We start from the raw sequence: 26,132 nt of genomic DNA, 5'->3' as shown, positions 1-26,132 counted from the left end.
GAGGGCACGAGAGGGCGCAGAGAAGAAGGCAGGAGAGAAGAGCTTTTGAGCACTCTTTCTCTCCTGCCTTCTCTCTGTGCCTCTGCGGTTGACTCTTTCTCCTGCCTTCTCTCTGTGCCCTCTCGTGCCCTCTGCGGTGAACACTCTTTGCCTTTACTCGGGCGCTGCACAGTCCGCGCCGCGCGTCGTGACGAAGTACTTGGCGTCCGGGTGGTGGACCACGATGGCCGTGGTGCTCTGCTCCGGCTCGAGCTGGAACTGGTCGCTCAGTGTGATCCCGATGCGGGTCGGGTCGATGAGCCGGAACAGCGGCCCCTGATCCTCGAGGCTCGGGCACGCGGGGTAACCGAACGAGTACCGGCACCCGCGGTAGTGCCCCTTGAACAGCTTCTGAATCACCGGCGAGTCGTCCGCTCCGATGCCCCACTCGCGCCGGAGCTGCTGGTGGAAGTATTCCGCCAGCGCCTCCGCACTTTCGACGCCCAACCCGTGCAGGAACATGTAGTCCTGGTAGCGGTTTGCGTTGTACCACTCCTGCGCCACGCGGGTGACCTCGCGGCCCATCGTCACCGCCATGAATCCGACGTAGTCCACGGCTTTGCCGTCGCGGGTCGGTTCGACGTAGTCCGACAGGCACAGGAACTCGCCGAACTCCTGGCGCGGGAAGTCGAAGGTGTGGCGCGGCGTCTTGTGGTCGTCCTCGTATATCGTGAGCTTGGTGCCGTCACTGGCCGCGGGGAAGAACCCGTAGGTCACGGCGGGGCGCAGAATGTTCTCCGCGAGGCACTGCGCCTTCAGCCGGGCGAGCGCGGGCTTCGCCACTTCCTCGATCTGCTTCGCGTACACGGCCGGGTCGACGCCGCCCTTGCGGAAGCCCCACTGGGTGCTGAACAGCGTCAGCTCGTTGACGAACTTGAACACCTCGTTCATATCGAAGTCGGTGCGGACCTTCGACCCGAGGAACGGCGGCACGGGCACGTCCGGCGCCTTGGGCAGCGATGGCGACCGTGGCGGCAGGTCGGCGCGGGGCGTGCGCGGTGCGGTGCGTGCGCGGGGCGCGGGGTCGAGGGTCGCGGTTCCGCCGCTTCCACCGATCTCGCGACCCGCTCGCCTCTCGGCGATTTTCGTAAGTGTGGGACTCGCGCGGCCGATGTCGTGCTTCTTGCGGCGCGCGAGCTCGTCCATGACGTGCAGCCCCTCAAAGGCGTCCGCGCCGTAGAAGACCTCGCCCTTGTAGATCGACCGCAGGTCCTGCTCCACGTACCGCCGGTTCAGCGCCGCGCCGCCGAGGATCACGGGCGGGGCCAGGCCGCGCTCGTTCAGTGTGATCAGGTCCTCCTTCATGATGACGGTGGACTTCACCAGCAGCCCGCTCATGCCGATGGCGTCCGCCTTGTGCTCCTTGAACGCGGAGATCATCGCGTCCACCGGCTGCTTGATGCCGAGGTTGTACACCTTGTAGCCGTTGTTCGTGAGGATGATGTCCACGAGGTTCTTGCCGATGTCGTGGACGTCCCCCTTCACGGTGGCGAGAACGATCTTGCCCTTCTCCGCGCCCTCCACCTTCTCCATGAACTGTTCGAGGTACGCGACCGCGGCCTTCATCACCTCGGCGGACTGGAGCACGAACGGGAGCTGCATCTGGCCGCTGCCGAACAGGTCGCCCACCACCTTCATCCCGTCGAGCAGGACGTTGTTGATGATGTCGATGGGCGAGTGCTTCGCGCGGGCCGCGTCGAGGTCCGCGACGAGCGACTCCCGGCGCCCCTGGATGATCGCCTGGCGCAGCCGCTCCTCGGCCGTGTCGCCGAGCGACTGCGCCTTCTTGCTCTCGCTCTTCTTGTCCGCGTAGTGCTCGATGAGCATCTGGAGCGGGTCTTCCACGCAGTTGCCCGCCGCGTCGAAGACGCGCTCGTCGAACAGCAGCCGCCGGCACAGCTCCCGGCCCCGCTCGTCGATCGAGGCCAGCGGCATGATCTTGGCCGCGTGCAGGATCGCCGAATCGAGCCCGTACTCCAGCGCGTAGTGCAGGTACATGCTGTTGAGCACCTGCCGGGTGTACGGCGACAGCCCGAACGAGCAGTTCGAGAGCCCGACGTGCGTGAGGGCGCCGGGCAGGTTCTGTTTGATGAGCCGAATCGCCTCGAAGGTGGCGAGCGCGCTCTTGCGCGTCTGCTCCTGCCCCGTGGAGACCGGGAACACGAGCGGGTCGAACAGCAGGTCCGTCGGCGGGATGCCGTACTCGTTGACGACGATGTCGTAGATCCGCTTGGCGACCTCGAACTTCCACTCCGCGGTGTCGGCCTGCCCCTTCTCGTCGATGGTGAGCGCGACGAGCGACGCGCCGTACTTCTTCGCGAGGACCGTCTTCGGGTCGAGCGTCTTGCGGCCGTCCTCGAGGTTGATGCTGTTGATGAGCGCTTTACCGGAGCACAGCTTCAGCCCGGCCTCGATGACGTTCAGCTCGGTGCTGTCGAGCATGATCGGCTTCGTCAGCACCTCGTTGTACCGCTTGATGACCTCCTTCATGTCGCGGACGCCGTCGCGGCCGACGTAGTCCACGCACACGTCGAGCACGTGAACGCCCTCGCGCTCCTGCTCCTTCGCCATCTCAACGAGCCCGTGCCAGTCGTCCTTTTCGAGCAGCTGCTTGAACTTCTTCGAGCCGTTCGTGTTGGTCCGCTCGCCGACCAGCAGCGGCCTCTGGTCCACGAGCAGCTCCTGCGCGCTTTGCAGGCTCGACACGGCGGGCAGGTACACGGGCGTGCGTGCCGCGGGCTTCCGCCCGGAGAGCTTGTCGCACACGGCCTTCAGGTGCGCGTGCGTGGTCCCGCAGCAGCCGCCGATGATGTTGGCGCCGTACTCGGCGACGAACCGCTCGTGCCACGCGGCGAGCCCCGCGGGGTCGAGCGGGAAGTACGTCTCGTCGCCCCGCGTCTCGGGCATGCCCGCGTTAGGGAGCACGCTGAGGAGCTTGCGGCTGTGGCGGCTCAGGTGGCGGATGTCGTCGCTCATCAGGTCCGGGCCGACCCCGCAGTTCATCCCGACCACGTCGATCTCGTCGATCGGGTCGAGCGCGACCAGCGCGCCGGGGATGTCGGTGCCGGGGAGCATCTTCTTGTTCGCGTCGATGATGGTGAGCTGAACCATCAGCGGGAGCCGCACGCCGGCGCGTTTCATCTCCTCAACGGCGGCGATCGCGACGCACTTCGCCTGGAGCAGGTCGAAGCACGTTTCGACGAGGATCGCGTCCACGCGCTCCTCGATCATCGCGCGGAGCTGCGGGCGGTAGGCGTCGGCGAGCCGGTCGAAGTCGATGTAAATGGCCGGGTCGGTCAGCGACGGCATCTTGGTGCCGGGGCCGACGCTGCCGATCACGAACCGCGGCCGGTCGGCGGTGGCGAACTCGGCGGCCACTTCCTTCGCGAGCCGGATGTTCAGCCGGTTGATCTCGTCGAGCCGGTCGGCCATGCCGAACTCGCCGAGGCCGATCGCGTTCGCGTTGAAGGTGTTGGTCTCGACCCCGTCGCACCCGGCGGCGAAGAACCCGCGGTGGATCTCGCGGATCCAGTCGGGGTGCGTGTACACCAGCGCGTCCGACAGGTTCATCAGCGACTTGCCGGCGGACGAGTAGCCCCAGTCCTTCTCCGTCGGCTTGTACTTGTGGAGGCTGGTGCCCATCCCGCCGTCGAGGATGACGACGCGCTCGCGAGCGAGGTCGAGGAACGGGTGGCGGAAGGAACTCGGCATGGGGCGCCTGTTGGTGCTCAGGGTGCGTGTGTGGCTGTTATACCGAATTGAAGTCGCAAGTCTTAACGTCCGCAAGGCGGAACCGCGGACCGGCCGGAACTTATATGCGGCTTGCGACCCGATCAAAAAGTGAGCGGCCGACTCGCACCTTCCGTGGGCGAGTCGGCCGCGACCTGCCGTGGCGTCCGTGCCACAGGCCGCACGCCGGTCCGGTTCGGGTTCCAACGGCCCTTCGCAGCGGGGCGGGGAAGCGTGTCCGCCCCGGGCGTCGTCCCTAACACCACTCCCGGCGCGATCCTTGCGGCGGGTGCGAAGGGCCTCGAACCGGCCCGGTTGCCGTGCGTCGTAACGACGAAGCCCCCGCTCACGGCGCGCAGAGCCGTGAACCAAACAAGGGTCGCCGTGTGTCTCGTGGACTTGGCCCGCCGGAGCGAGGGGCGGGAAGGATATCGCGGCCGTTCGCCGCGACCGCCGCTAACGGGCGGTCGCGGAGTTTAGGCCGGGGCTGATTCTCCGACGCGGAAGCGGTGACTTGGACAGAGGCGTTCGTCGGGTAACGATCATCCCGATTCCTCGCGTCGGTTGCGTCTCGGTCATGGGGGGAACGATACCCGCTGCGCCGATTGTGTCAACGGGGAAGCCACTGCCAACGCGATGTCAGTGGCAAAAATTGAAAAGTACTGAAGTTTCCAGCACTTCACGCCGACACGCGGCTCGCGACCTGCGTGAGTCAAGGGGTCGCGGGCGTGAGGCCCCGCGACCGGACCGGTCTCTCCCTGTGAGGCGTAATTCGTTGCGGGAAAGTGATTTGGAAAGCCGAGAACGGAGCAGGGAGGGGGGAGAGCAGAAAAAAACGAATGTCCCGAAAAAGAAAACGCCTCCGCCTGTGCCGTGTGCGCCGCCGGTTGGGAACCCGCTATTGAGAAGGGAACCTCGCCCGAGCGTGAGCGGATCCCACTACAATCCCGGCCGAAACCGGGGATGGGCTTGCGCGCGGCTCGAGCCTTAAAATAAAGGCTCCCAAGCAGGTTAGTGTAGGTTCGCCAATTGAATGCGACGCATCACGAACACCGCAGAGGCGAACTCATAATACCCTCAGGGCGCGAGCAAATCAAACCGAGTGTCTGCGCGGCGCCGGCGCCAAAGGAGCGAAAAATCGACAACGGACGGATCGTATCGATCTGCCTGACACGTTGCGTCCGTCGGAGCGGCCGTCGGCCCCTCGTACCACTAACCGCGTGGCGGACGAGTTAGGGGTTGGGGCGGCGCCTCGTCCCTATAACAACTCGGGCGCACGCTCCTCTCTCCGCGTTCGCGCATCCCCGCTGAAGTGACCGGGCCGCTTACGGAACGTCCCCCCATGTCCAACCACGTGCGCACCCCACGCGAAGTCCTGGCGCTGCTCCGCGAGCGCGAGGTGAAGGCCGTCGACTTCCGGTTCATGGACTTCCCGGGGCTGTGGAAGCACTTCACCGTGCCCGCCGAGGTGCTCGACGAGAACGCGTTCGAGGACGGCATCGGGTTCGACGGGTCCAGCATCCGCGGGTGGGTCGCGATCAACGAGTCCGACATGCTGCTGATGCCGCAGCCGGACACGCTGTTCATCGACCCGTTCTGCAAGGACATCACCCTGGCGATGCTGTGCAACATCCAGGACCCGCTCACGAAGGAGGACTACTCGCGGGACCCGCGGAACGTGGCCCGCAAGGCCGTGAACTACATGAAGTCCACCGGCGTGGCGGACGCCGCGATGTTCGGGCCGTCGCTCGAGTTCTTCGTGTTCGACGACGTGAAGTTCGACCAGACCCCGCACTCCGCGTTCTACTACGTGGACTCGGGCGAGGGGCAGTGGAACACGGGCCGCGACGAGCGCCCGAACCTGGGGTACAAGATCCCGTACAAGCAGGGGTACTTCCCGTGCCCCCCGCAGGACGCGCTGCACGACCTGCGCAGCGAGATGATGCTGGCGATGATGCAGTGCGGGATGACGGTGGAGAGCCACCACCACGAGAAGGCCAGCGGCGGCCAGTGCGCGATCAACGTGCGGTACGACGACCTCGTCGCGATGGCCGACAACGTGCTGAAGTACAAGTACGTTGTGAAGAACGTGGCCCGGCGGCACGGCAAGGCCGCGTCGTTCATGCCCAAGCCGCTGTTCGAGGACTACGGCAGCGGGATGCACGTCCACGTGTCGCTGTGGAAGGACAAGGGCGGCGACCGCGTGAACCTGTTCTCCGGGAGCGACTACTCGGGCCTCTCGGACACGGCCATGTACGCGCTGGGCGGGCTGCTGAAGCACGCCCCGGCGCTGTGCGCTATCACCAACCCCACCACCAACAGCTACAAGCGGCTGGTGCCCGGGTACGAGGCGCCGGTGAACCTCGCGTACAGCCAGCGGAACCGGTCCGCGGCGGTCCGCATCCCGGTGTACTCGTCGCGGGCGAAGTCAAAGCGGCTCGAGTTCCGCATCCCGGACGGGGCCGCGAACCCGTACCTCGCGTTCGCCGCGATGCTGATGGCGATGCTCGACGGCGTCCGCAACAAGACGCACCCCGGCGAGCCGCTGGACAAAGACATCTACGACATGCCCGCGGAGCAGTTGCAGAACGTCCCCAAGACCCCCTGCACGCTCGACGAGGCGCTCACCGCGCTGGAGCGGGACCACGACTTCCTGCTGCACGGCAGCGTGTTCACCGAGGACGTGATCGAGACCTGGATCGACTACAAGCGGCGGACGGAGGTGTCCGCGATCCGCGTGCGCCCGCACCCCTACGAGTTCGCGCTGTACTTCGACAGTTGAGGGCGAGGGCGCCCGACACGGCACAGCACCCCGGAGCGGTGCGCTTGTCGGATCGTGGGTGCGGCGTGACCGCCGGCGTCAAGGACGAGGTTTTCATACCGAATCCGATTGAAGAGTAACGGTACTCTGTAGCCGGCCTCTGTGAGGCCGGTGCGATACGACCGATGTCGCACCGGCCTCACAGAGACCGGATACAGAATGCAGGCGTGGATACGGATCAACCGGATTCGGTATCACTCGGGGCCGCGCGCACCGGCTCGGCGCGTTCACAACCAAACTGAGGCCGGGCGAAGCGGAAGGCGACACGAAACATTGGGCGGAACGAGAGACGGGTCACCAGAACACGCGCGCCAGCCCCTTTCGATCGGGTTTGCGCATCGCAAAGTAGATCGCCAGTCCGGTCAGCGTCACCACGACGAGGCCGGCGCCCCACGCGGTGCCGAACACCAGTCCCCAGTCGCCGAACGCCTCGCCGCTGTGGAGCCGGGTCAAGAACGGCTTGTCTTCGTACCGCTCCTCGCGCAGCAGCTCACCCGTTTCGGCGTGAAACACGAGCTTCTTGTCTTCGCCGCCAGCCGGCTTCCCCAGGAACACCGTCGTTGTCGGCGGCACGGCCTTAAAATCGACCGTGACCTTGTCCACGGGGGCCGCCGGTGCTCGCGTCGCGGCGGCCGCGAGGGCCTTTGCGACCGGGTCCGTCGCGGTGCCGCCGGCGGCCGGGAGCTTCACCTCGCTGACCCGCTCGCGGGCCTTCTCGCGCGCCTCTTCGTCCTCGCTCGTCATCTCGGCGACGCCGGCCGCGATGCCCGTGAGGGCCGCGAACAGCAAGAACGGGGCCGCCGCAAACCCGACCCACCGGTGCCACTTCCGCCACGCCGCCTGACTCACGGGCTCGCCCTCGTTCCAAACGTGTTCAGAACGGTTCCAATCGTAACCGGCGGGCGCCGGACGGGCCAGCCCGACCGCTTGGCCGAATTTTTTGCGGCGCGCGAACTTGGGCTTGAAATACCGATTTTGCGGCCGTTACACTTCTTAACTCGCTCCGCCGGGCACGATGTCCGGCCACGTTGAGTCACGGAGGACGCGCTGCAATGGCCACCCGCACCAAAGACAAAGAACCCACCCCGCCGCCGGCCCGCCCGCTGATCGCGGTCAACGCGGACATCGTGGCCCCCAAGAACGGCGCCGCGTTCGCCAAGGTCAACGTCGGGTACCTCGACGCCATCGTCGCCGCCGGCGGGCTGCCGCTGGTCCTGCCCCCGCTCCGCAAGGACAACCTGGCCGACATCGACGCGCTGCTGAACCAGTGCGCCGGGATCGTGCTCACCGGCGGCGCGGACATGGACCCGCGCCGCAACGGCCAGCCGCTCACCGCGGTCGTGAACCCGATGCCGGCCCGCCGCGAGGACGCCGACCGGTACCTGCTGGCCAAGATCTTCGAGCGCAAGATCCCGGTGCTCGGGATCGGCGTCGGGATGCAGCAGCTCAACGTGTTCGCCGGCGGCACGCTGTACATGCACCTGCCGGCCGACAACCCGAAGGCGCTGCCGCACTTCGACCAGACCGGCGCCCCGCACCGGCACATGGTGCTGATCGAGGAGAACACCCGGCTCGACGACATCTACGGCACCCAGGAGCTGCGCGTGAACAGCGCGCACCACCAGGCGATCAACCAGATGGGCAAGCGGATGCGGGTGGCGGCGAAGGCCCCGGACGGGGTGATCGAGGCCATCGAATCGACCGACCCGAACTGGTTCTGCGTGGGCGTGCAGTGGCACCCCGAGGCGGACACCGCCAGCGCCCTCGACGTGCAGATCTTCGACTGCTTCGTGCAGGCCGCCGTGCGGAACTCGGACGGCGTGCTGGCCGCGGCGTAGCTCTCATACGTGAACCCGGTTGATGAGTATCCGCGCCGCACCCTGTAGCCGGCCTCTGTGAGGCCGGTGCGACACTACCCGTGTACCACCGGCCTCACAGAGGCCGGCTACAGAAAGCAGTTACTCATCAATCGGATTCGGTGTCAGCCCCAGGTTCCAGGTCCGAGCACCAGCGCCCCGTTCGTTCGATCAAACCTGGAACCCGGAACCCTCTCGATGGTGCGCACCCTCATCGGCCTGTCGGTCGGCTCGGGGCTGGAAGGCGTGGACGCCGCGGCGGTCCGGGCCGACGGGCTCGGGCTGGGGCTCGCGCTGCGCGTGGTCGCGGCCCCCAGGGTCGCGTTCCCGCCCGGCGTGCGGGACGCGTTCCGTGCCGCCCACGGGGCTCCGGCGCCGCTCGCGCCCGAGGTCGTCCGCACGGCGGCCGAGACGCTCGTGTTCGCCGCCCGGCAGGCGCTGACCCGGGCCGCAGTGTCCCCCCGCGACGCGTTCGCGATCGGGTTCCTCGAACCCACCCGCCCCGCGGCCCCGGTGGCGGTGCGGTGGGCCGAGGTCGCCGAGCGGGTCGCCGAGCAGACCGGCGTGACCGTCCTGCACGGGTTCGCCGACCGCGACCGCGCGGCGGGCGGCGCAGGGCGGCCGGTCACCGCGGTCGCGGACTACATCCTCTTTCGCGACCCCACCGAGTCGCGCCTGCTGGTCCACCTCGGTGCGGTGTCACAGGTGTTCCTGCTCCCGGCGGGCGGAACGATCCCGACGGCGTTCGGGGGGGAACCCGGCCCCGGCAACCAACTCCTCGACCAGATCCTGTTCCACGGCACGAAGGGGCGCGAGTTCAGCGACCTGGGCGGCAAGCACGCCGTTCAGGGGCGGTGCCTGGAACCGCTCCTCGCGCGGTGGGCGGACCACCCGCACCTCACCCGGGCGCTTCCCAAAACGGTTCACCCCGAAGCGTTCGGGCGCAGCTTCCTTCTGGCGGCGTTCGAGTCGGCCCGGCTGCTCGGCGGCGGGCTCCCCGACCTCCTCTGCACCGCGACGCACCTGGCGGCCCGCGCGATCGGCGCGGCGTGCCGGGCGCCGCACATGCGCCCCGACGGCCCGCGCCGGGTGCTCCTCACCGGCGGCGGGGTGCGGAACGGGTTCTTGTGGCAACTCGTGGCGAAGCAGTTCGCCGGGAGCGTCGAGCGGGCCGACGCGGCCGGCGTGCCCGCGCTGGCTCGGAACGCTGCCGCCGCCGCCGTACTCGCGGCGCTAACGTGTGACGGCGTGCCCGGCAACCTGCCCCTCCTCACGGGCGCGGCGGGGGGCCGGTTGCTGGGTCAGATCTCGCCCGGCGACGGCCGGAACTGGGCGCGGTGCTCGGCATGGCTCGCAGACCAGACGGGCGATTACCCGCGTGCGAACCGGGCCGCGTGACCCACGAGGCGATCGCATGCCGGATAACCACTACGATCAAGCGAGTCGGTTCGCGGCCCGTCTCGACGCCGCAGCGTTCGTTGCGTGGCTGCTCAACCTGCCGGCCGCCGAGTTCGGGTTCCGCGGCTGGCTTGATACGCGAGGCGTGCCGTTTCCGGGCGCCCCGGACCGCACATCCGATACAGTTGCGCATCTCACACGTGCCGATGAGGCCGGTGTGCCGTGGCTCGTCGCGATCGAATTCCAGACGAAACCCGATCCAGAAATGTTCGGCCGGTTACTGGGCTACTTATCCGAGCTGTGGATGGAGCGGAAACCGGATGCCGAGCGCGGGAGCCGCTTTCACCTCGGCGCGGCGGTTGTTAACCTGACCGGTAACGGGCTCGCATCACGTGCAATGAACTGGCCCGCGGCGGGGCTGCTCACGCAACTGGCCGTCGCCGAGCGCAACCTTGCGAGCGAATCCGCCGCCGACCTGCTCGCCGGAATCGAATCCGGGCGCTGGTCGCGGGTGCTGCTACCGTGGGCGCCGCTTATGACCGGCGGCGATCAGCCCGACCTCATCGACTACTGGAAAGCGCTCGCGGAAGCTGAGCCAAACACCCGGCGCAAGAGCGAAATTGGCGGGCTGGCGCTGGTGTTCGCTGAGAAGGCGAGCGGCCGGGACACGTGGCAACGAAAACTGGAGGGCTGGAACGTGGAAGAATCCGCTCTGGTAAACAGTTGGATCGCTCGCGGCAAGGAGATCGGCAAGGAGATCGGCAGCGTCGAAGCGGCGCGGCGGACCGTATTGAGACTTGGGGCGAAGCGGTTCGGCGGGGCGACGCCGACCGTGAGCATGGCGATTCAATCGATGTCGGATCGCGGACGATTAGAACGCATTATCGACCGCATCTTCGACGCGGCGAGCTGGGACGATCTGCTCACCACGGAGTGACCTTCAGCCCACGAGCTTCCGCGCGAGCACCACCGCGCCCGTTACCGGGGCGTCCACCACGCCCACCGGTCCCGGGGTCACCCCGCAAGCCCGCAGCTCGCTCAGGAACCGCTCGCGGTACGCCGCGTTTTGGACCACCAGCCCGCCCGTCAGCGCTACCGGCACACCCTCGGTCGGCAATCCGCCGGCCCGCACCGCCCCCGCCGCCGTTTGCGCGAGTTCGCGCGTCTCCTGCTCGAAAATGCCCCGCGCCGTTGCGTCACCGGACGCGGCGGCGGCCAGAACCAGCGGCGCCAGCGCCGCGATCGCCGCCTTGTCCCACTTCCCCCGGTACACCGCGGGGATGAACTCCCGCGGGTCGCTCGAGCCGAGTTCCTTCAGCAGCACCGGCAGCAGCGCCGTCGGCTCCCCGATGCCGTCGGCGGCGCGGCACGCGGCGCGCAACCCGAGCAACCCCGTCCGGAACGCGCTCCCCTCGTCGCCGAGCAGGTAGCCCCAACCGCCGGCGCGGGCGTCCCGGCCCTGGGCATCAAGCGCGAAGGCGATCGAGCCCGTCCCGGCGATCACCGCCAGCCCCCACCCGTCGGGCGTTCCGGCCGCGAACAGTAGCGTCGCGTCGTTCGCGACGCTCACCTTGTGGGCGAGCTGAACGAGGTCGGCCCACCCGAGGATCACGTCCGCCCCTTCGGCGCGGTCCACCCCCGCGAGGCCGAGCGTCGCCGCCGCGACCGGCCGCCGCGACACACCGGCGGCCTTGAACGCGCCCACGACCGCCGCGTTCAGCTCGTGAAGGGCCGACGTGACGCCCACCGCCTGAATGTTCGACGGCCCGCCCTCGCCGCGCCCCAGTTCGGCGCCCGTGCGGGCGTCGGCCAGCACCGCAATCGTCTTCGTCGCCCCGCCGTCGATGCCGATGACCAGAGGTTGCGCGTCGGTCATGTGGGTTCCGCAGATGTCAGGCAGCAAAAAAGGGCGGCCGCGGTAACGGCCGTAAGGGTGGGTCCGGGAACGCCCCGGCGCGCGTGCCGGGCCTCGTTCGTGTCTTCCTTTTGTGCTCGGCGCGCTTCCGTGCGGCCAACACTTTTCTTTTATTTCTTCGCGCCCTTCACGTACCGGTCGAACCACGCGATCTGCTCGTACAGCACGTGCCCGATGGACTCGCGCGCGGCGTAACCGTGGTCCTCGTGCGGGAGCAGCACCAGCCGCACCGTACCTCCGGCGCCGCGCACCGCCTGGTACATCCGCTCGCTCTGCACCGGGAACGTGCCCGGGTTGCTGTCGGCGGCGCCGTGGATCAGGAGCAGCGGCTCCTTGATCTTGTCCGCGTAGTAGAACGGCGACATCCGACCGTACACCTCGGGCGCCTCCCAGAACGTGCGGCGCTCGTTCTGAAACCCGAACGGGGTGAGCGTCCGGTTGTACGCCCCGCTCCGCGCGATCCCCGCCTTGAACAGGTCGCCGTGCGCGAGCAGGTTCGCGGTCATGAACGCGCCGTAGCTGTGCCCCATCACCCCGACCCGCGCGGGATCGACGCCGAGTTCGGCGGCCTTGTCGAGCGCCGCCTTCGCGTTCGCGTTGAGCTGGTCCACGAAGTTGTTGTTCGCGGTTTCCGGCGGCCCCACGATCGGCATGGACACTTCCATCACCGCGTACCCCTGGGTGAGGAAGAACAGGTGCGAGTACCCGCTCACGGCGGTGAACCGGTGCGGCGACCCCGTCACCTGCCCCGCGGTGTCGGCGGACGCGAACTCCACCGGGTACGCGTAGAACACCCCCGGCACCTTCTCGCCGTCCTTGTGGCCCGGCGGCAGGTGCAGCGTGAACGAAATGGCGGTGCCGTCCGCCCGCTTCGTGGTCACGAGCTGCTTCTTCGCCTTCCGGAGTTCCGGCGCGGGGTCGGCGTTCGTGGTCAGCGGCTTCTCGTGCGGGCCGTCGCGGAAGAAGTAGTTCGGCGGCTCGCTCACGGACTCGCGCCGGACGAGCAACTTGGTCCCGGTGCCGTTCAGCACCCGGACCACCTCCTCGTAGCTCCCCTCCGGGCAGTGGAACAGGCGCTCGGCCTTTTGCGTCCGGAGGTCGTACCGGTCGAGGAACGGGCGGTCGCCCTTCGGGCTCGCCCCGTCGCCCTTCATGAAAATGGTGTCGCCCGCCGGGTCGCCGGCGGTGCGGATCACCGAGTGCCCGCTCGGGAGCTGGCGCAGCAGCGGCGCGCCGGGGTCGCCGTACCGGTCCTGCACCGAGCGCTCGAACAGCAGCTTCGGCTCGTCCGCGAGGACCGGGCTGCTCGCCGCCAGGAACGTGCGGCCCCACTTGCGGTCGCGGTCGTAGTCGCGGACCAGCATCCGGTTACCGGTGGGGAAGAAGTCGAGCCCCGCGAACCGGTGCTCGACCTTCATCAGCTCGGTGCCCGTGACCGCCTCGGCGCCGACGGTCGCGGTGACGATCGCGTCGCGGTGCGGGACCTTCTTCTTGGGGTCGCCGTCGTCCCGCGCCTCGGCCCAGATGAGCGCGTGCGGCAGGGTCGGGACCCACCGGATCGCGCGGGGGCCGGTCGGCACGCCCTCGATCGGCACCTTGTCCTGGAGCGGCAACTCGGCGACGGTCGCGGACCGCTCCCCGCTCGACTTGAACACCTCGACGGCCCGCGGGAACGCGGTGTACGGGTGCAGGTACGAGAACGGCTTCTGCGCGCGGAACGCCAGGACGAACTGGCCGTCGGGCGAGGGGTCGGAGCCGATGTTGATCGCCGGCCGGCCCACGTTCCGGACAGTCGGGTTGCCGGGCTCCCCGCTCACCACCGCGAGCTGCGAGGTGCAGTAGTACTCGAACAGTGCCGCGTCGTGCGGGTCTTTCAGGAGGTCCTGGTAGGTGCGCACGGGCGCCGCCGTGCCGCCGCTCTCTTGCACCACGGGGCCGACGGGCGCGGCCGGGGGCCGGGGGGCCTCGCCGCGCCCGTCGGGCACCAGTTGCACGAGCAGCGACCGCCCGTCGGGCATCCACTGGACGGACGAGCCGACCGCGGCGCTCAGCCGCACGCCCTTCACCGGTTCGAGCTTCGGGTCGTCGAGCGCGCACACCCACAGCTCGATGCCCGCGTCGGTAAAGTTCTCCACCGCGAACCGCTTCCCGTCGGGCGCCCAGAGGGGGAACCCGATCCGACCGTGTTCGGGCAGGGCGAGCGCCTTCGGCTCCCCGCCGGTGACCGGCAGTAGGGCCAGCCCGGTGGCCCGCGCCGGGCGGGCGGGGCCGTTGGTCTTGGGGTTGATGCGCAGCCCCGCGAGCCGCAGCATCGGCGCCGCGACCTCTTCAATCGAGGGATAGCGGGCGGTCTGCACCAGGAGGATGTGTTCGCCCGTGGGCGAGACCGAGAGGCCCGGGGGGGCGGGCGCGTCGAGGATGTCGAGCACCGCTTGCGGCGGCTTCTGGTAGCCGTCCTGACCGAACGCGTCTACGGAACTGAACAACACGAACACCCCGCACAAGAACGCACGCAACATGGCTGCCCTCCCGAACGTCGTTCAGGCAGTATACTGAGGCGTTAGAAACCCACCCCCGGCTCTCCCGAGTAGGAGAGGTGGCGCCGCGAACAGCCCGACGCGAGACCCCGGCGCCAACGTTTTACCCCGGCGGTGCCCCTCCCTGAAGAAGGGCACGCCTCACCTCCGCGGGAGGCCGGGGCGGGTTCCGTTCGGACCTCTCACCCCACACCCCGCCATGAAACTCACCCGCCTGCTCGCACTCCTCGCCCTGCTCGCGGCGCCGCCGTCGGCCCGCGCCGAAGACAAACCGATCGTCCTCGACGGCGGCGCCGGCCCCGGGAAGGGCAAGCACGTCGTCCTCGTCAGCGGGGACCAGGAGTACCGCTCGGAGGAGGCGATCCCGCAGCTCGCCAAGATCCTCTCGAAGCACCACGGGTTCAAGTGTACGGTTCTGTTCACGGTGGACCCCAAGGACGGCACCGTCAACCCGAACATCAGCAACGTTCCGGGCCTCGACGCGCTCAAGACGGCGGACCTGTTCGTCGTCTTCACCCGGTTCCTCAAGCTGCCGGACGACCAGATGCAGCACATCGCCGATTACATCGACGCGGGTAAACCGGTGGTCGGGCTGCGGACCTCGACGCACGCGTTCAACGACATCCCGAAAACGAGCCCGTTCGCCCGGTTCAACAACGGCAGCGGGGCGCCGGGCTGGGAGGGCGGGTTCGGCAAGCGGGTGCTCGGCGAGAAGTGGGTGGCGCACCACGGCGCCCACGGCAAGGAGGGCACCCGCGGGGTCGTCGTGAAGGGGCAGGAGGGGCACGCCATCCTGAAGGGCGTCGCGCCCGGCAGCGTGTTCGGGACCACGGACGTGTACACGGTCACGCTCCCGCTGCCCGACTGCACGCCGCTCTTGCTGGGCGAGGTGACCGAGACCCTGAAGCCGGACTCACCCGCGGTGAAGAACAAGAAGAACGATCCGATGATGCCGGTCGCGTGGACCAAGGCCTACAAGGCCGCGGGGGACAAGACCGGGCGTGCGTTCACGACCACAATGGGCGCGTCGCAGGACCTGGAGTTCGAGGGGACCCGTCGGCTGATCGTGAACGGGTGCCTCTGGGCCGCCGGACTGGAGGACAAGATCCCCGAGAAGGCGAACGTGGACCTCGTGGGCGAGTACAAGCCGACGCCGTTCCGGTTCAAGGGGACCGCGGAGTGGGTCAAGCAGCCGGTGAAGCCGGCAGACCTGGTGAAGTAGTTCGGACCGGACCCGTTCCGTGCGGCGGGGCGGCCGGCTCTCCGCCGCACGGAACAGGGTTCCGCGGCGCGCGGTGCCATCAGTCGTGTGATGGACAAGATTCCCCCACCGATCGCCGGCTTCCCCTCCGGACCGCGTCCGCCATCCGCCCGGACGGCGCCGCAACGAGGCTCCCGTACCGCACGTGGGTGCTCCGCTGGGGCGCAGACGGGACATTCGCTGACGGTCGACTGCTCACGGGCTACCCGTTCGCTGGGTGGTCGCTACCCACGAATTTTCAGCCCGAACCGCATGTGGAGCGGCGGAACGAGCGGAGCGAGGTCCCGGCGTCGCATCGCTATTGCGACGCAAATGCTTACCAGGAAGGTGCTTGCAAGAATAAGCCGGCGCGACCGGGAACGCGCGGGCGGTTCTCGCAGCCCGTTCGTGGCGTGCGCACCGTTGTGCCACAAAAGGGAGCCGCGAGCCCCGCTGCCAGTGGATCCGGGCCGCGCAACCTCTTGCAGTCGCTGCACCTTCCCGCTCCGGCCAGTTCTTCAGCCCCGGCCCGAAATCCTGTGCTACGGTTCCCCTAGTTCGTTCGCACCCGCTACCCCTCCGCACGACGGGGCACGCCCGATGTCTGTTCGTTTCGAAGCCCAGGTCGAGCCGATCTCGGGCTACAAACTGCTCGACCGACTCGGCGCCGGCGGGTTCGGCGAGGTGTGGCGCTGCGAGGCCCCCGGCGGCATCTTCAAGGCCATCAAGATCATCCACGGCGACCTGCGGTCCCGGGACAACGACTTGGTGCGGTACGCCGAGCAGGAACTCAAGTCCCTCAAGCGGGTCCAGCAGGTGCGGCACCCGTACCTGCTCGCGCTCGACCGGTACGACATCGTCGACGGCCGGCTCATGATCGTGATGGAGCTGGCCGACTGCAACCTGTGGGACCGGTTCCGCGAGTGCCGCGACCGCGGGCTCCCGGGCATCCCCCGGGACGAGCTGCTCCAGTACATGACCGAGATCGCCGAGGTGCTGGACCTGTTCAACGACCAGTTCCAGCTCCAGCACCTGGACATCAAGCCGCAGAACCTGTTCCTCCTGTACAACCACGTGAAGGTGGCCGACTTCGGGCAGGTGAAGGACCTCCAGGGGCTGATGGCGGAGGTGACCGGCGGCATCACCCCGGTGTACGCCGCCCCTGAGACGTTCGACGGGGTCATCACCCGCTACTGCGACCAGTACAGCCTGGCCTGCGTGTACCAGGAGCTGTTGACCGGGGTGCGGCCGTTCGACGGCAGCAGCATGAGCCAGTTGCTCATGCAGCACCTGAACCTGCCGCCGAACCTGACCCCGAGCCCGCCGAACGACCGGCCCGCGCTCGCGCGCGCGCTGTCCAAGAAGCCCGAAGACCGGTGGCCCAACGTCGCCTCGCTGGTCCGCTCGCTCGCCGGCGCGCCGGCCCCCTCGGGCGTCTTCCCGAAGTACCCCGCGGCGGACAACGACACGCCCACGATGATCGGCCTGCCGCCCAACATCGCTCCGCCCGGCGCGGCTGCGGCGGCGGCGCTCGTGTCGGTCGCGGACGACACCCCGTCGCGCGGCGGCGAGATCTACGGCCCGGTGTTCACCCCGGCCCCGCCGGAACTCGGCGGCGACGGCCCGCTCCAGCCCGCGATCGTCATCGGGCTGGGGAACGCCGGGCTGCGGGTGATCCAGCGGCTCCGGTTCGAGCTGCACGAGCGGTACGGCCCGCCCGCGACCACGCCGGCGCTCCGCACGCTGTACATCGACACCGACCCGGACGGCCTGGAGGAGGCCGGGCGCGAGCGGTTCAGCGACCGGCTCGCCGCCCTCAGCAGCGACGAGGTGTTCCCCGCCCGGCTGAACCGCGCCGGCCACTACCTCAAGCCGCGGTTCAACGGCCGCTCGCTCACCGAAGGGTGGTTCGACCCGCAGCTCCTGTACAAGCTCCCCCGCAACCCGCTCACCCTCGGGGTGCGGCTGTTCGGCCGGCTCGCGTTCCTGGACCACTACCGCTTCATCATGGCGAAGGTGCAGGCCGAGATCGACGCCGCGGTGGCCCCCGACGCGCTGCTGCTCACGGAGGCGCGGACCGGGCTGAAGCGGCGCACCAACCGGCCCCGGGTGTACGTCGTCGCCGGCACCGGCGGCGGCACCGGCGGCGGCATGTTCCTCGACCTGGCGTACGCGGTGCGCAGCCGGCTGAAGCGCATGGGCTACGACCGCCCGGACGTGCGCGGGCTGATGGTGGTCCCGCCCGCGGACGCGACGCTCACCCCGCCGCAGGCGCTGGGCAACACCTACGCGGCCCTCACCGAGCTGAACCACTACAGCCGGCCCGACACGGTGTTCACCGCCCACTACGACGAGCGCAGCGGGTTCGTGAAAGAGACCGACGCCCCGTTCGCGCGGTGCTACCTGCTGCCCGGGCCGGCCGCCGGCCCGAGCTCCCCGCCGGGCTCGGGCGTCAGCCCGGTGGCGCGGCGCACCCCGGCGAACATCCCGAACCCGGGCGCGCGCCCCCGGCCCGGCTCCGGGGCGGCGAACAAGCCGGGGTCGCGGGTGATCTCGCTCGCGGCCCAGCGCACCCCGGACCCGAGCGCCGCCCTGTCCGCGCTCCGGCCGTTCGGCGACGCGGCCGAGCGCATCCGGCTGGACCTGTTCGCCCAGGTGGGGCGGGCCGCGGACGAGGCCCGCGCCGCCGAAGAACACGACCGGGACGAGCGGCCCCGCGGGGTGACGGTCGGGGCGTTCGGCATCGCGACGTTCGACTGGCCCCGGGCCGAGGTGGTGTCCCGCACCGCCGCGACGGTGGGCCGCGCGCTGCTCAAGCGGTGGGCCGCCCCGGACCTCAAGCGGGTGCGCGAGCAGATGCCCGGCATCGCGGCCCAGCGGTGGACCCAGCTCGGGCTGGACCCCGACACGATACTCGGGCACCTTCAGTTCGCCGCCGAACAGGCGGCCGGCGGGAAGATCGACGAGCGGGCGGCCGCGGCCACCGAGCCGCTGGTCCCGCGCGGGTGGCTGAACCGGCTCCCGGAGCCCACCCAGGTGGGCGTCGCCCTCGACACCATCAACCGGCTGCTGGGACCGCCCGCCGCCGCGCTGAAGCGCCCGCTCACCGCGCTCGAGGAGGCCGTCGCCAAGGTCGCCGCGGACGCCGCCGCCGCGTTCGCCCTCGACCTCCGCACCCTGGCGCCCGTTCTGGTCGACGACGCCGAGTTCCGGCTGGCGGGCACGGAGGAGCTGTTCCGCCAGTTTCTCGCGACCACCGACCGGCTGATCGAGCGGTACACGCAACTGGCGGCCGAGCTGGACGCGAAGGCGGTGAGCGGGTTCGAGTGCCTGTCGCACTACGCCCACTACCAGCGGGGCATGTGGAAGCCGAGCGCCGCGGAGCTGACCGACGCGCTGCGCCTGTACCCGCGGGCGCGGTTCCAGGCGGTCACCTTCCGGCAGCTCGTCGGCGCCTACCAGACCGTCCGCGACACGCTGAGCGAGCAAGTCGCGGACGTGGCGGTGGCGCGGCAGCGGATGGCGGCCGCCGCGGCGAGCGTGCCGGAGGAGCCGCCGGAGCCGCCGGTGTCGCTGCGCCGGCTCATGCCCGCCGGGTGCGTCAGCCTCGGCGACGCCGTGGACCGGTTCCTAAAGGTGCTCACCGACGCGGACCTGGCGGAGATCGACCGCCGGGTGCAGTCGGTGCTGGAGCCGGAGACCGGCGGGCTGTTCCAGGTGTGCCTGAACTCGTCGGCGGGCGTCGAGGGCGTCATCGCGGTGGTGTTCGAGGAGACCCGGCTGCACCTCGACCGGCGGCTCGGCGAGGTGGGGCTGGCGGCGATGTTCGCCGAGCGGTTCCGCACCCCGCAGCAGGCCGAACGCGCGATCGAGCAGGCGTACCAGGAGGCCGAGCCGGCGTGGGTCGGCAACGGCCCGTGGGCCGGCTCGGAGGTGACCGTCCTCGCCTGCCCGGCCGGGGCGTCGGGCGAGGCCCTGCGCGAGCTGGCCCGGCGCGCGATCCCGGTGGCCGGGCTCCCGATCGCGGAGAGCCGCGACGACCTGACCATCTACCGCGAGTGGGCGTCGGTGCCGCTGGCGGCGCTGCCGCACCTGGGGCCGGCCGCGGCCGACGCGTACCGGACGATCCCGGAAGTCGCCCAGTGCAGCGCTCACGCCCGGCTCGACGTCACCGCCTGGCTCGACGTGGACGCGCCCTGAGCAAAGCCGCGAAGAAGATGAAGAGGATTGGCCGCAAAAAAGCACAAAGGGCACAAAAGAAAACCGAAGAGGAAGACAGAAGAGGATCGGCCACAAAAAAGCACAAAGGGCACAAAAGGGAACCAAGGACCAAAGCAGAGGAGTGAGTTCAACACATTTCTGCTGTCTTCGTCCTGGTTTTCTTTTGTGCCCTTTGTGCTTTTTTGTGGCCAATCCTCTTCTGTCTTCGTGACCAATCCGCTCTTACCCGAGGGTCACTTCGATGCCGCTCATGTCCTCGTGCGCCAGTCCCAGTGCGATCCGCGCGAACACCTCATCGCGGGTCTTGTTCCGGGTCTCGTAGTCCTTGAGGAACCACCAGAACCGGTACTCCACCACCTTCACGCTCCCCTTCTGGGTGTACCGCAGCACCGTCACCCCGTTCTCGGCCGACACGTTCTTGCACTGCCCCACCGCCGCGCGGATCACGCCGATCACCTTGCCGGCGTCTTTGTCTGTGCTCACGGTCACCGCGAGGGTGTCGTAAGTCTCCGTGCCCTTCGACAGGTTCTCCAGCGCCGACTCCGTGACCTTCCGGTTCGGTACGCTGAACACCAGCCCGCTGGAGGTCTTGAGGGCGGTCGAGCGCCAGGTGATGTCGACCACCCGGGCGGCCTCGATGTCGCCGAGCCGGACCACGTCGCCGACCTGGAACCGGCGCTCGGCGAAGATGACGACCGACCCGAGCACGTCGGCGATCATCGGCCGGGCGGCGAGCGCCACCGCCAGCGCGCCGATCGCCAGCGCAATCACCAGCGCCGTCACGTCGTACCCCAGCACGCTGAGGGTGAGGGCAACCGCCGCCCCCCAGGTGGCGGCCCGCACCCCGCGGCGCAGCACCGCCAGCACCGGCGACGGGTTCCCCGCCGCGTCGGTACCGCCCCGCATGCCCCGGCGCAGGGTCAGCAGCACCACCGCCGGCAGGATCAGCGCGCCGAGCAGGATCAGTCCGACCTTGATGCCGGTGGCCCGCAGCCCGCGGAGCCGGGCGTCCTGGAGTTCGGCCCGGGCACGACCGATCTCGCCGCCGCCCGCCGGGAGCTTGGTCTGCTGGGCGAACTTCGCGGGCTCGGGCGCCGCGTTCCCGGTCAGGGCTTCCACCCGCCGCGCCGCCGCGGCGGCAACGGCGCTCAGCCGGGCGGCCTCGTTCTGGTAAGTGGCCGCTTCGGCGCGCAGCCCGTTGGGAGTAAGCTGCGCACTGAGCCATTCGTCCCACCCGCGGGTCTCTGCGGTCGCGTTCGAGCGCCGCGCCAGAACCGCGCGCAGCTTCGCGGCGTCGGCGGCCTCGCGCGTCGTGAGGTCCACGAGCTGGTCGATGACCTCGCGCTGGCGCTTCAGGTTGTCGGCCCGCTCGTCGCCGTCGACCAGCTCGCGGTAGTACGCGGCGAGCAGCTCGGCCGCGCCCAGCGCGGGCTTCGAGCGGTCGAACGCCAGCGCCCAGTCCCACTCGCCGGCCTCGCGGGCGAGCCGCTCGGCGGCCCGCTGGTCGAGCCGCTTCTGCTCCGCCTCGGTGCGGTCCTTGTACGCGAGCGCGAGATCGGTCCCGAGCTTCTGGAGCTCGTTGAGCAGCGCGAGCCGCTCGGACACGCGGGCGTGGAGCTGCGCGGTGAGGTTCTTAACGTTGTCGGCGTCGGCGTCGGGCTTGCGGAGGGCGTCGCGTTCCTGGCGCAACTCGGCCAGGGCTTGTGCCGCCTCGTGGGCGTCGCTCTCCAGGGCGGCGCGGCCGACGCTCGTGCTCGCGTCCGGCGCTTTCGCAGGGTCCAGGTCGCCGGCCGCGACGCGGCGGCCGATTTCCGTCGAGATCAGCCCCAGGCGCGTCACCGCACGACGGGCGGCATCAAGGGTGGTGGCGTAAGCGACGGTCTTTTTCTCCAACTCGTCCAGCGCCGCCGCGAGCGCCTTCTCCTTGTCGGCCCGCTCGTCGGCGGTGCGAAGCCGGGCCGCCATGTATTGCTGTGCCGCCCTGAGCTTTTCCACCGCCTTCGGTAGCGGGGTGGTCGCGTCGAACGGAGCCGCACCGGCCGGCGGGAGCGGCTCCTTGACCCAGGCGACCGCGGCCCGCGCGTCACGGACCGCGGCGCGGTCCGCGTGGAAGTCGCGGGCGTCCCCGACGGCCGCAGCCGTCTTCTCGGCCAGCACCTGACGGAGCCCGGCGATCTCGTCCGCGAGCCGCTGCGGGTTCATCAGGCGAATCTGGCTCTCGTACTGCGCCGTCGCGGTTGCGTCGGTTTGGGCGCCTTTCAGAGCCTCGACTTTCGCCGCGGAGCCGGTCACCGCGGCTCGGGCGTCGGCAAGTTCCTTCTCCAGCGCGCCGAGATCGCTTTTGGCCTTTTCGGTAGCCGTTTTTGCTTCTTGTGTGCGCGTCTTGAGTTGAGCGGCGGCGGCGGCGAGCTGCTGCGGCGCGATCGCGTCGGGCAGGTCGCCCGCGCCCGCCTTTACCGCCGCCGTCGCCGTAGCCTTCAACCGGAAGAGGAGGTCGTCCGCGGCCTGTGCGACACGATCGAACTCCGCACCCGCGCCGCCGACCGCGAGCAGGGCCGAATGAACGGCCTCGAGCGCACGCACGCGGGCGGTGAGGTAATCGCCCCGGGCCTGTTCGGCCTTGATCGCCGCGTCGTCGGGCTGGAGCGAGATCGGCCCGGGCGCCGGCGGCTTGAGGTCGGTGACCTGCTGGCGGGCCTTGGTCGCGTCTGCGACGCGAAGGGTGAGGCGCCCGTGGGCCACGTCCACCGCGCCCTTGTGCCCCACCCACTCCTGCGCGAGCCGCTCGGCGAGCGGCTTCAGTTCGTCGGCGGTGTGGCCCGTGAGCTGGTCCTCGAACGCCTTACGCGCCTGCGCCGGGTCCGGTTTGGGAGGCGCGTTCTTATCGTCCGATCGGCCCGCGCCGGCTAACAGGCACAGGGCGGCGATCAGGAGAGGAGCGGCGAGGCGAATCCGGGTGGGGAGCATGGTGTCTCGCGCGTGCGGTTTGGGTGCAACATCCGCGGCACGGTGAGTTTAGTTACTCGCCGGCGCCGCCGGAAGTGGCCGGGCGGTTGCGGTTGCGTGTTTCGCACCGGTTCGCTATGCGCCGAGCGAAATACGTTCCAGTTCGGTACGAACTCCGGCCCGAGGCGGTTTAAGGATGAGGCGAGTCCGCCGCTCCCTGTTCGCGTGCGCGGTTGCGGTTTCAGGAGCCGCGGCCGGGTGCAGCACTGCGGACACGTTCCTCGACCGCCCCGCCTCGACCGCCCGCGGGCAACTCCAGACGCGGCCCGGTGCAACCGGCATCGCGTCACCGCCCAAATCGTTGAGCGCCGGTAAACCTCCCGTCGTGAATGCGGCGCCGCCGCTGGAGCCCGCGGACAGGCCGCTCCCGATCAACCTCGCCACGGCGCTCCGCCTGTCGAACGCGCGCCCGTTGGACGTGCAGATCGCCGGGCAGCAGGTGGCCGCGGCGGCGGCGGTGTACGACCGCGCCCGGGTGCTCTGGCTGCCGAACGTCTCGCTGGGTACCGACTACTTCGCGCACACCGGGCCGCAGCAGAACTTCGCCGGGGAGTTGGTGAAGTCGAACCGGAACACGTTCATGGCCGGGTTCGGGCCGAACGTGGTGTTCTCGTTCTCGGACGCCGTGTACGCGCCCCTCGCCGCGCGCCAGGAGTTGCGCGTGCGGCAGGCCCAGCAGCAGAGCGCCGCCAACGATTCTACGCTCGCCGCGGCCGAGGCGTACTTCGGGATCCAGCAGGCGCGGGGCGACCTGGCCGGCGCGCTGGCCGCCGAGGCCCGCGCGGAGGAGTTGGCCCGCAAGACCACGGAACTCGCGAAGGGGCTCGCGCCGCCCGCCGAGGAGCACCGGGCGCGTGCGGAACTCGGGCGCCGCAAGCTCGCGGTGGCCGCGGCGCGCGAGCGCTGGCGCACCGCCAGCGCCGAACTCGCCCGCGTCCTGCGACTGGACGCCGCGGCGGTGGTCGAGCCGGCGGAGCCCGCGTTCCTGCCGGTCACGGTGATCGACCCGACCGTGGCCGTCGACGACCTGATCCCCCTTGCCCTCTCCACCCGTCCCGAACTGGCGGGCAACCAGGCGCTCGTTCAGGCGACGCTGGCGCGGCTGAAACAGGAGAAGATCCGCCCGCTGGTGCCGAGCCTCGCCGTTCGCAGCGTGTCCACCAACCCCAGCGGCTCGCTGGGCTACGGGACGTTCGGCGGCGGGCGCTCCGGGGACCTGAAGAACTTCGACGGCCGGTTCGACATCGACGTTCAGCTCTTGTGGGAGTTCTCGGCGCTGGGGCTCGGGAACCGGGCCCGGGTCCACGAGCGGCGGGCGGAGCACGAACTGGCGACGCTCGAGCTGTTCCGCACACAGGACCGCATCGCGGCGGAGGTGGCGACGGCGTTCGCCCAGGTGCGTGCGGCGGCACTGCGCCTAAACGCGGCCGAGCCGGCGCTCCGGGAGGCGATCGAACTGGTGCAAAAGAGCACGGAGGGGCTGGGCCAGACGCGACGGGTCGGGGACGCGCTCACGCTCGTGGTCCGCCCGCAGGAGGCGGTGGCGGCGGTGCAAGCGTTCGCGCAGGCCAACACCGACTTCTTCGCCGCCGTGGCCGACTACAACCGCGCCCAGTTCCGGCTGTACCGGGCGCTCGGGCACCCGGCCCAGTGCCTCGCCGGAGCGGTGACCCCAGCAGCGGCCGCAACGACCGAACCGCCGGGCGAGGGGCAGCCGCGGATGAACGCCCCCGCGCAACCGGAGCCGCTCCCGGTCGTTCCAAGTGTGAGGGCCGAGCCGGTTTCGGTCACCGCCCCGCCGGCGGCGCCGGAACTCAAGGTGCCCTTACCGGACGTGGCGCCTCCGTTGCCCTCGCCAAAACCGGCGGTGCCGCTGCCCGTGCAGGAGTGGGTTTCGGTGCCGGGGGCTCCTTTGCCGCCCGAAAATCGTTCCCCGGTGGTGATCGAGGAGACGCGCGAGGTTGTACCGAAAGTGCCGGACGGGAAATAAGTGACATTTTCCGATGGCCGATTCGATGTTGATTTCATAGCGCCATTTTGGCATGCTGAAATCCGGGCACTGAGCCCGTGTCGAAATGTCGGAACCGAACGGAGGATTCGACGGTCATGTGGAACCCACCCCCTGAGCACCCGCTGCGGCGGCTGTTTGCGGGGCTCGCCGAACACGCCTTCTTCTCCCATCTCGGCGTGGCCGACCCGCCCCTGACGGATTACCTCTCCTCGCTGCTCGCCCGGTTCATTCACAACGACGCCGTGTTCCGACTGCGCGGCGACGGCGGTCAACCGCTCACCGAGTTGACCGACATGGTGGTCGAAGCCGCGCGCCTCCCGGCGGGCGGGCGCACCCAGTGCGACTACTACCGCCACATCGGGGACTTCGCGCTGTTCTGGACCGGGGTGTACCCGGAGGCCGTCGAGCGGATGCGGTCGCGGGCGTGCAAGGACGCGTTCGTGAACTACACCGCCCAGGGCAAGCGCGGGTACATGCTCACCAGCCGGCTCGAAGAGGAGCGGCACCATGACGAGGAGGCCGGCCTGTTTCGCCGGCTGAGCGACCAGTTCGAGGTGTGCGCGCTGGGACTGCGGAAGGTGCGCGAGGAGTGGGAAGAGATGCGGTCCGCGCCGCCGGGCGGCGGGGTGATCGGGTGACAGGCGCGCCCGGCCCGTATGTGTCGGCGCGCGGGCCGGGCGGCCGTATCGGGTTGCGCCTACTTTTCGACCCGGTCCGCGGAAAGCTGTATGCGACGCGATTCGCTCGGCCGACGCAACATCGGCCTGTTGCAACGCAGTGAGCTAAACGCGAACCCGATGCCGGCGCACCTTAACCGCGCGGGCCGCAAGCTGCCCGCGGGGAGCACTGGGAAACAGACTACGTGACCGTGTCCGGTGCCGCGCCCGGTTCGGCGCCTGTGGCCTGGCCGCAGACCGCTCGCGCGGTCGGGGCGGGGCCGGCACCCAGGTCCGTGGCGAGCAGCCGGTCGAGTTGCTCGCCCCACACCGCCCGCTTGCGGCCGCGGGCCTTCCGCGGCTCGGAGTTGCCGGCGTTCGGGTCCCACCGGGCGGCCGCCCAGTCGGCGTAACCGATCAGCCCGAGCCCGACGGACACCCCAGCCACCGTGGCGACCCAAATGTAGGGGACGCTGAACGCCAGGGGAATGAGCGAGAGCACGGCGACGATCAAGCCGGCGATCACCGGGGCGTTGCTCGTCCCTTCGGTCCGGAGCCGGTCAACCATGTCGGGTTGGTAGCACCCGCAGTTCGGGCACGGGACCGGGAGCACCACGTTGCGGGCCATCTTCGACAAGTTTTCCTCGGCCCTGGCCTGAGCCCGCCTGGCCCCCTCGGCGCTCAGTGACAGCGGTGGCCCGAG

At 69.7% G+C, this 26,132-nt stretch carries 14 protein-coding genes and 1 other RNA gene; 8 read left to right on the top strand and 7 right to left on the bottom strand.

What is annotated here, in order from left to right:
• Window positions 1–153: 153 nt before the first annotated feature.
• Together metH and ssrS are read right to left on the bottom strand one after the other, a co-directional pair.
• Window positions 154–3,750, bottom strand: a complete 3,597-nt coding sequence (gene metH / locus R5W23_RS11045) for a methionine synthase (RefSeq protein ID WP_320686370.1) — start codon at window positions 3,748–3,750, stop codon at window positions 154–156.
• An 873-nt stretch (window positions 3,751–4,623) separates the two neighbouring features.
• Window positions 4,624–4,832, bottom strand: a non-coding RNA gene (ssrS, locus tag R5W23_RS11040) — 6S RNA.
• Window positions 4,833–5,110: 278 nt separating this feature from the next.
• Between ssrS and glnA the strand changes: the two genes are divergently transcribed.
• On the top strand, window positions 5,111–6,550 hold the full coding sequence (glnA, locus tag R5W23_RS11035; protein ID WP_320686369.1) for a type I glutamate--ammonia ligase: 1,440 nt from the start codon (window positions 5,111–5,113) through the stop codon (window positions 6,548–6,550).
• Between the two features lie 333 nt (window positions 6,551–6,883).
• Here the strand turns inward: glnA and R5W23_RS11030 are convergent, their stop codons facing one another.
• Window positions 6,884–7,438, bottom strand: a complete 555-nt coding sequence (locus R5W23_RS11030) for a PepSY domain-containing protein (protein WP_320686368.1) — start codon at window positions 7,436–7,438, stop codon at window positions 6,884–6,886.
• Window positions 7,439–7,641: 203 nt separating this feature from the next.
• Here R5W23_RS11030 and R5W23_RS11025 point away from each other — a divergent pair, with 203 nt between their 5' ends.
• From R5W23_RS11025 to R5W23_RS11015, 3 genes are all read left to right on the top strand, one after another.
• A complete protein-coding gene (locus R5W23_RS11025; RefSeq protein WP_261186772.1) occupies window positions 7,642–8,427 on the top strand; it encodes a gamma-glutamyl-gamma-aminobutyrate hydrolase family protein in 786 nt (261 codons plus the stop codon).
• 216 nt (window positions 8,428–8,643) lie between these two features.
• Window positions 8,644–9,843, top strand: coding sequence for an anhydro-N-acetylmuramic acid kinase (locus tag R5W23_RS11020; protein WP_320686367.1), 1,200 nt, complete (start codon window positions 8,644–8,646; stop codon window positions 9,841–9,843).
• A 16-nt stretch (window positions 9,844–9,859) separates the two neighbouring features.
• Window positions 9,860–10,780, top strand: coding sequence for a hypothetical protein (locus R5W23_RS11015; protein ID WP_320686366.1), 921 nt, complete (start codon window positions 9,860–9,862; stop codon window positions 10,778–10,780).
• 3 nt (window positions 10,781–10,783) lie between these two features.
• On the opposite strand, the gene R5W23_RS11010 is transcribed toward R5W23_RS11015, so the two are convergent.
• Complete coding sequence (locus R5W23_RS11010) at window positions 10,784–11,719, bottom strand: N-acetylglucosamine kinase (RefSeq protein ID WP_320686365.1); 936 nt, start codon at window positions 11,717–11,719, stop codon at window positions 10,784–10,786.
• A gap of 149 nt (window positions 11,720–11,868) precedes the next feature.
• Window positions 11,869–14,277, bottom strand: coding sequence for a S9 family peptidase (locus R5W23_RS11005; protein WP_320686364.1), 2,409 nt, complete (start codon window positions 14,275–14,277; stop codon window positions 11,869–11,871).
• Between the two features lie 217 nt (window positions 14,278–14,494).
• Between R5W23_RS11005 and R5W23_RS11000 the strand changes: the two genes are divergently transcribed.
• Together R5W23_RS11000 and R5W23_RS10995 are read left to right on the top strand one after the other, a co-directional pair.
• The gene (locus R5W23_RS11000; RefSeq protein ID WP_320686363.1) at window positions 14,495–15,517 is read left to right on the top strand and encodes a ThuA domain-containing protein; all 1,023 of its coding nucleotides are present in this window, start codon (window positions 14,495–14,497) and stop codon (window positions 15,515–15,517) included.
• A 618-nt stretch (window positions 15,518–16,135) separates the two neighbouring features.
• Complete coding sequence (locus R5W23_RS10995; protein WP_320686362.1) at window positions 16,136–19,735, top strand: tubulin-like doman-containing protein; 3,600 nt, start codon at window positions 16,136–16,138, stop codon at window positions 19,733–19,735.
• 243 nt (window positions 19,736–19,978) lie between these two features.
• Here R5W23_RS10995 and R5W23_RS10990 read toward each other — a convergent pair whose 3' ends face one another.
• Window positions 19,979–22,723 (bottom strand): mechanosensitive ion channel domain-containing protein, encoded by a 2,745-nt coding sequence (locus tag R5W23_RS10990; protein WP_320686361.1) that lies wholly within the window; start codon window positions 22,721–22,723, stop codon window positions 19,979–19,981.
• Between the two features lie 175 nt (window positions 22,724–22,898).
• Here R5W23_RS10990 and R5W23_RS10985 point away from each other — a divergent pair, with 175 nt between their 5' ends.
• Window positions 22,899–24,752, top strand: a complete 1,854-nt coding sequence (locus tag R5W23_RS10985) for a TolC family protein (RefSeq protein ID WP_320686360.1) — start codon at window positions 22,899–22,901, stop codon at window positions 24,750–24,752.
• A 116-nt stretch (window positions 24,753–24,868) separates the two neighbouring features.
• Window positions 24,869–25,411 (top strand): hypothetical protein, encoded by a 543-nt coding sequence (locus R5W23_RS10980; protein WP_320686359.1) that lies wholly within the window; start codon window positions 24,869–24,871, stop codon window positions 25,409–25,411.
• A gap of 220 nt (window positions 25,412–25,631) precedes the next feature.
• On the opposite strand, the gene R5W23_RS10975 is transcribed toward R5W23_RS10980, so the two are convergent.
• On the bottom strand, window positions 25,632–26,132 hold a 501-nt coding region (locus R5W23_RS10975), incomplete at its 5' end, for a hypothetical protein (RefSeq protein WP_320686358.1).

Origin of the sequence: Gemmata algarum (genome assembly GCF_034097035.1) — a bacterium.
Classification (GTDB): Bacteria; Planctomycetota; Planctomycetia; order Gemmatales; family Gemmataceae; genus Gemmata; species Gemmata algarum.
This window is presented reverse-complemented; position numbering and strand designations above follow the sequence as displayed.

Coding starts and splice junctions, on each gene's coding strand:
- metH (WP_320686370.1), bottom strand. CDS start 3,750: ATGCCGAGTTCCTTCCGCCACCCGTTCCTCGACCTCGCTCGCGAGCGC.
- glnA (WP_320686369.1), top strand. CDS start 5,111: ATGTCCAACCACGTGCGCACCCCACGCGAAGTCCTGGCGCTGCTCCGC.
- R5W23_RS11025 (WP_261186772.1), top strand. CDS start 7,642: ATGGCCACCCGCACCAAAGACAAAGAACCCACCCCGCCGCCGGCCCGC.
- R5W23_RS11020 (WP_320686367.1), top strand. CDS start 8,644: ATGGTGCGCACCCTCATCGGCCTGTCGGTCGGCTCGGGGCTGGAAGGC.
- R5W23_RS11015 (WP_320686366.1), top strand. CDS start 9,860: ATGCCGGATAACCACTACGATCAAGCGAGTCGGTTCGCGGCCCGTCTC.
- R5W23_RS11010 (WP_320686365.1), bottom strand. CDS start 11,719: ATGACCGACGCGCAACCTCTGGTCATCGGCATCGACGGCGGGGCGACG.
- R5W23_RS11005 (WP_320686364.1), bottom strand. CDS start 14,277: ATGTTGCGTGCGTTCTTGTGCGGGGTGTTCGTGTTGTTCAGTTCCGTA.
- R5W23_RS11000 (WP_320686363.1), top strand. CDS start 14,495: ATGAAACTCACCCGCCTGCTCGCACTCCTCGCCCTGCTCGCGGCGCCG.
- R5W23_RS10995 (WP_320686362.1), top strand. CDS start 16,136: ATGTCTGTTCGTTTCGAAGCCCAGGTCGAGCCGATCTCGGGCTACAAA.
- R5W23_RS10990 (WP_320686361.1), bottom strand. CDS start 22,723: ATGCTCCCCACCCGGATTCGCCTCGCCGCTCCTCTCCTGATCGCCGCC.
- R5W23_RS10985 (WP_320686360.1), top strand. CDS start 22,899: ATGAGGCGAGTCCGCCGCTCCCTGTTCGCGTGCGCGGTTGCGGTTTCA.
- R5W23_RS10980 (WP_320686359.1), top strand. CDS start 24,869: ATGTGGAACCCACCCCCTGAGCACCCGCTGCGGCGGCTGTTTGCGGGG.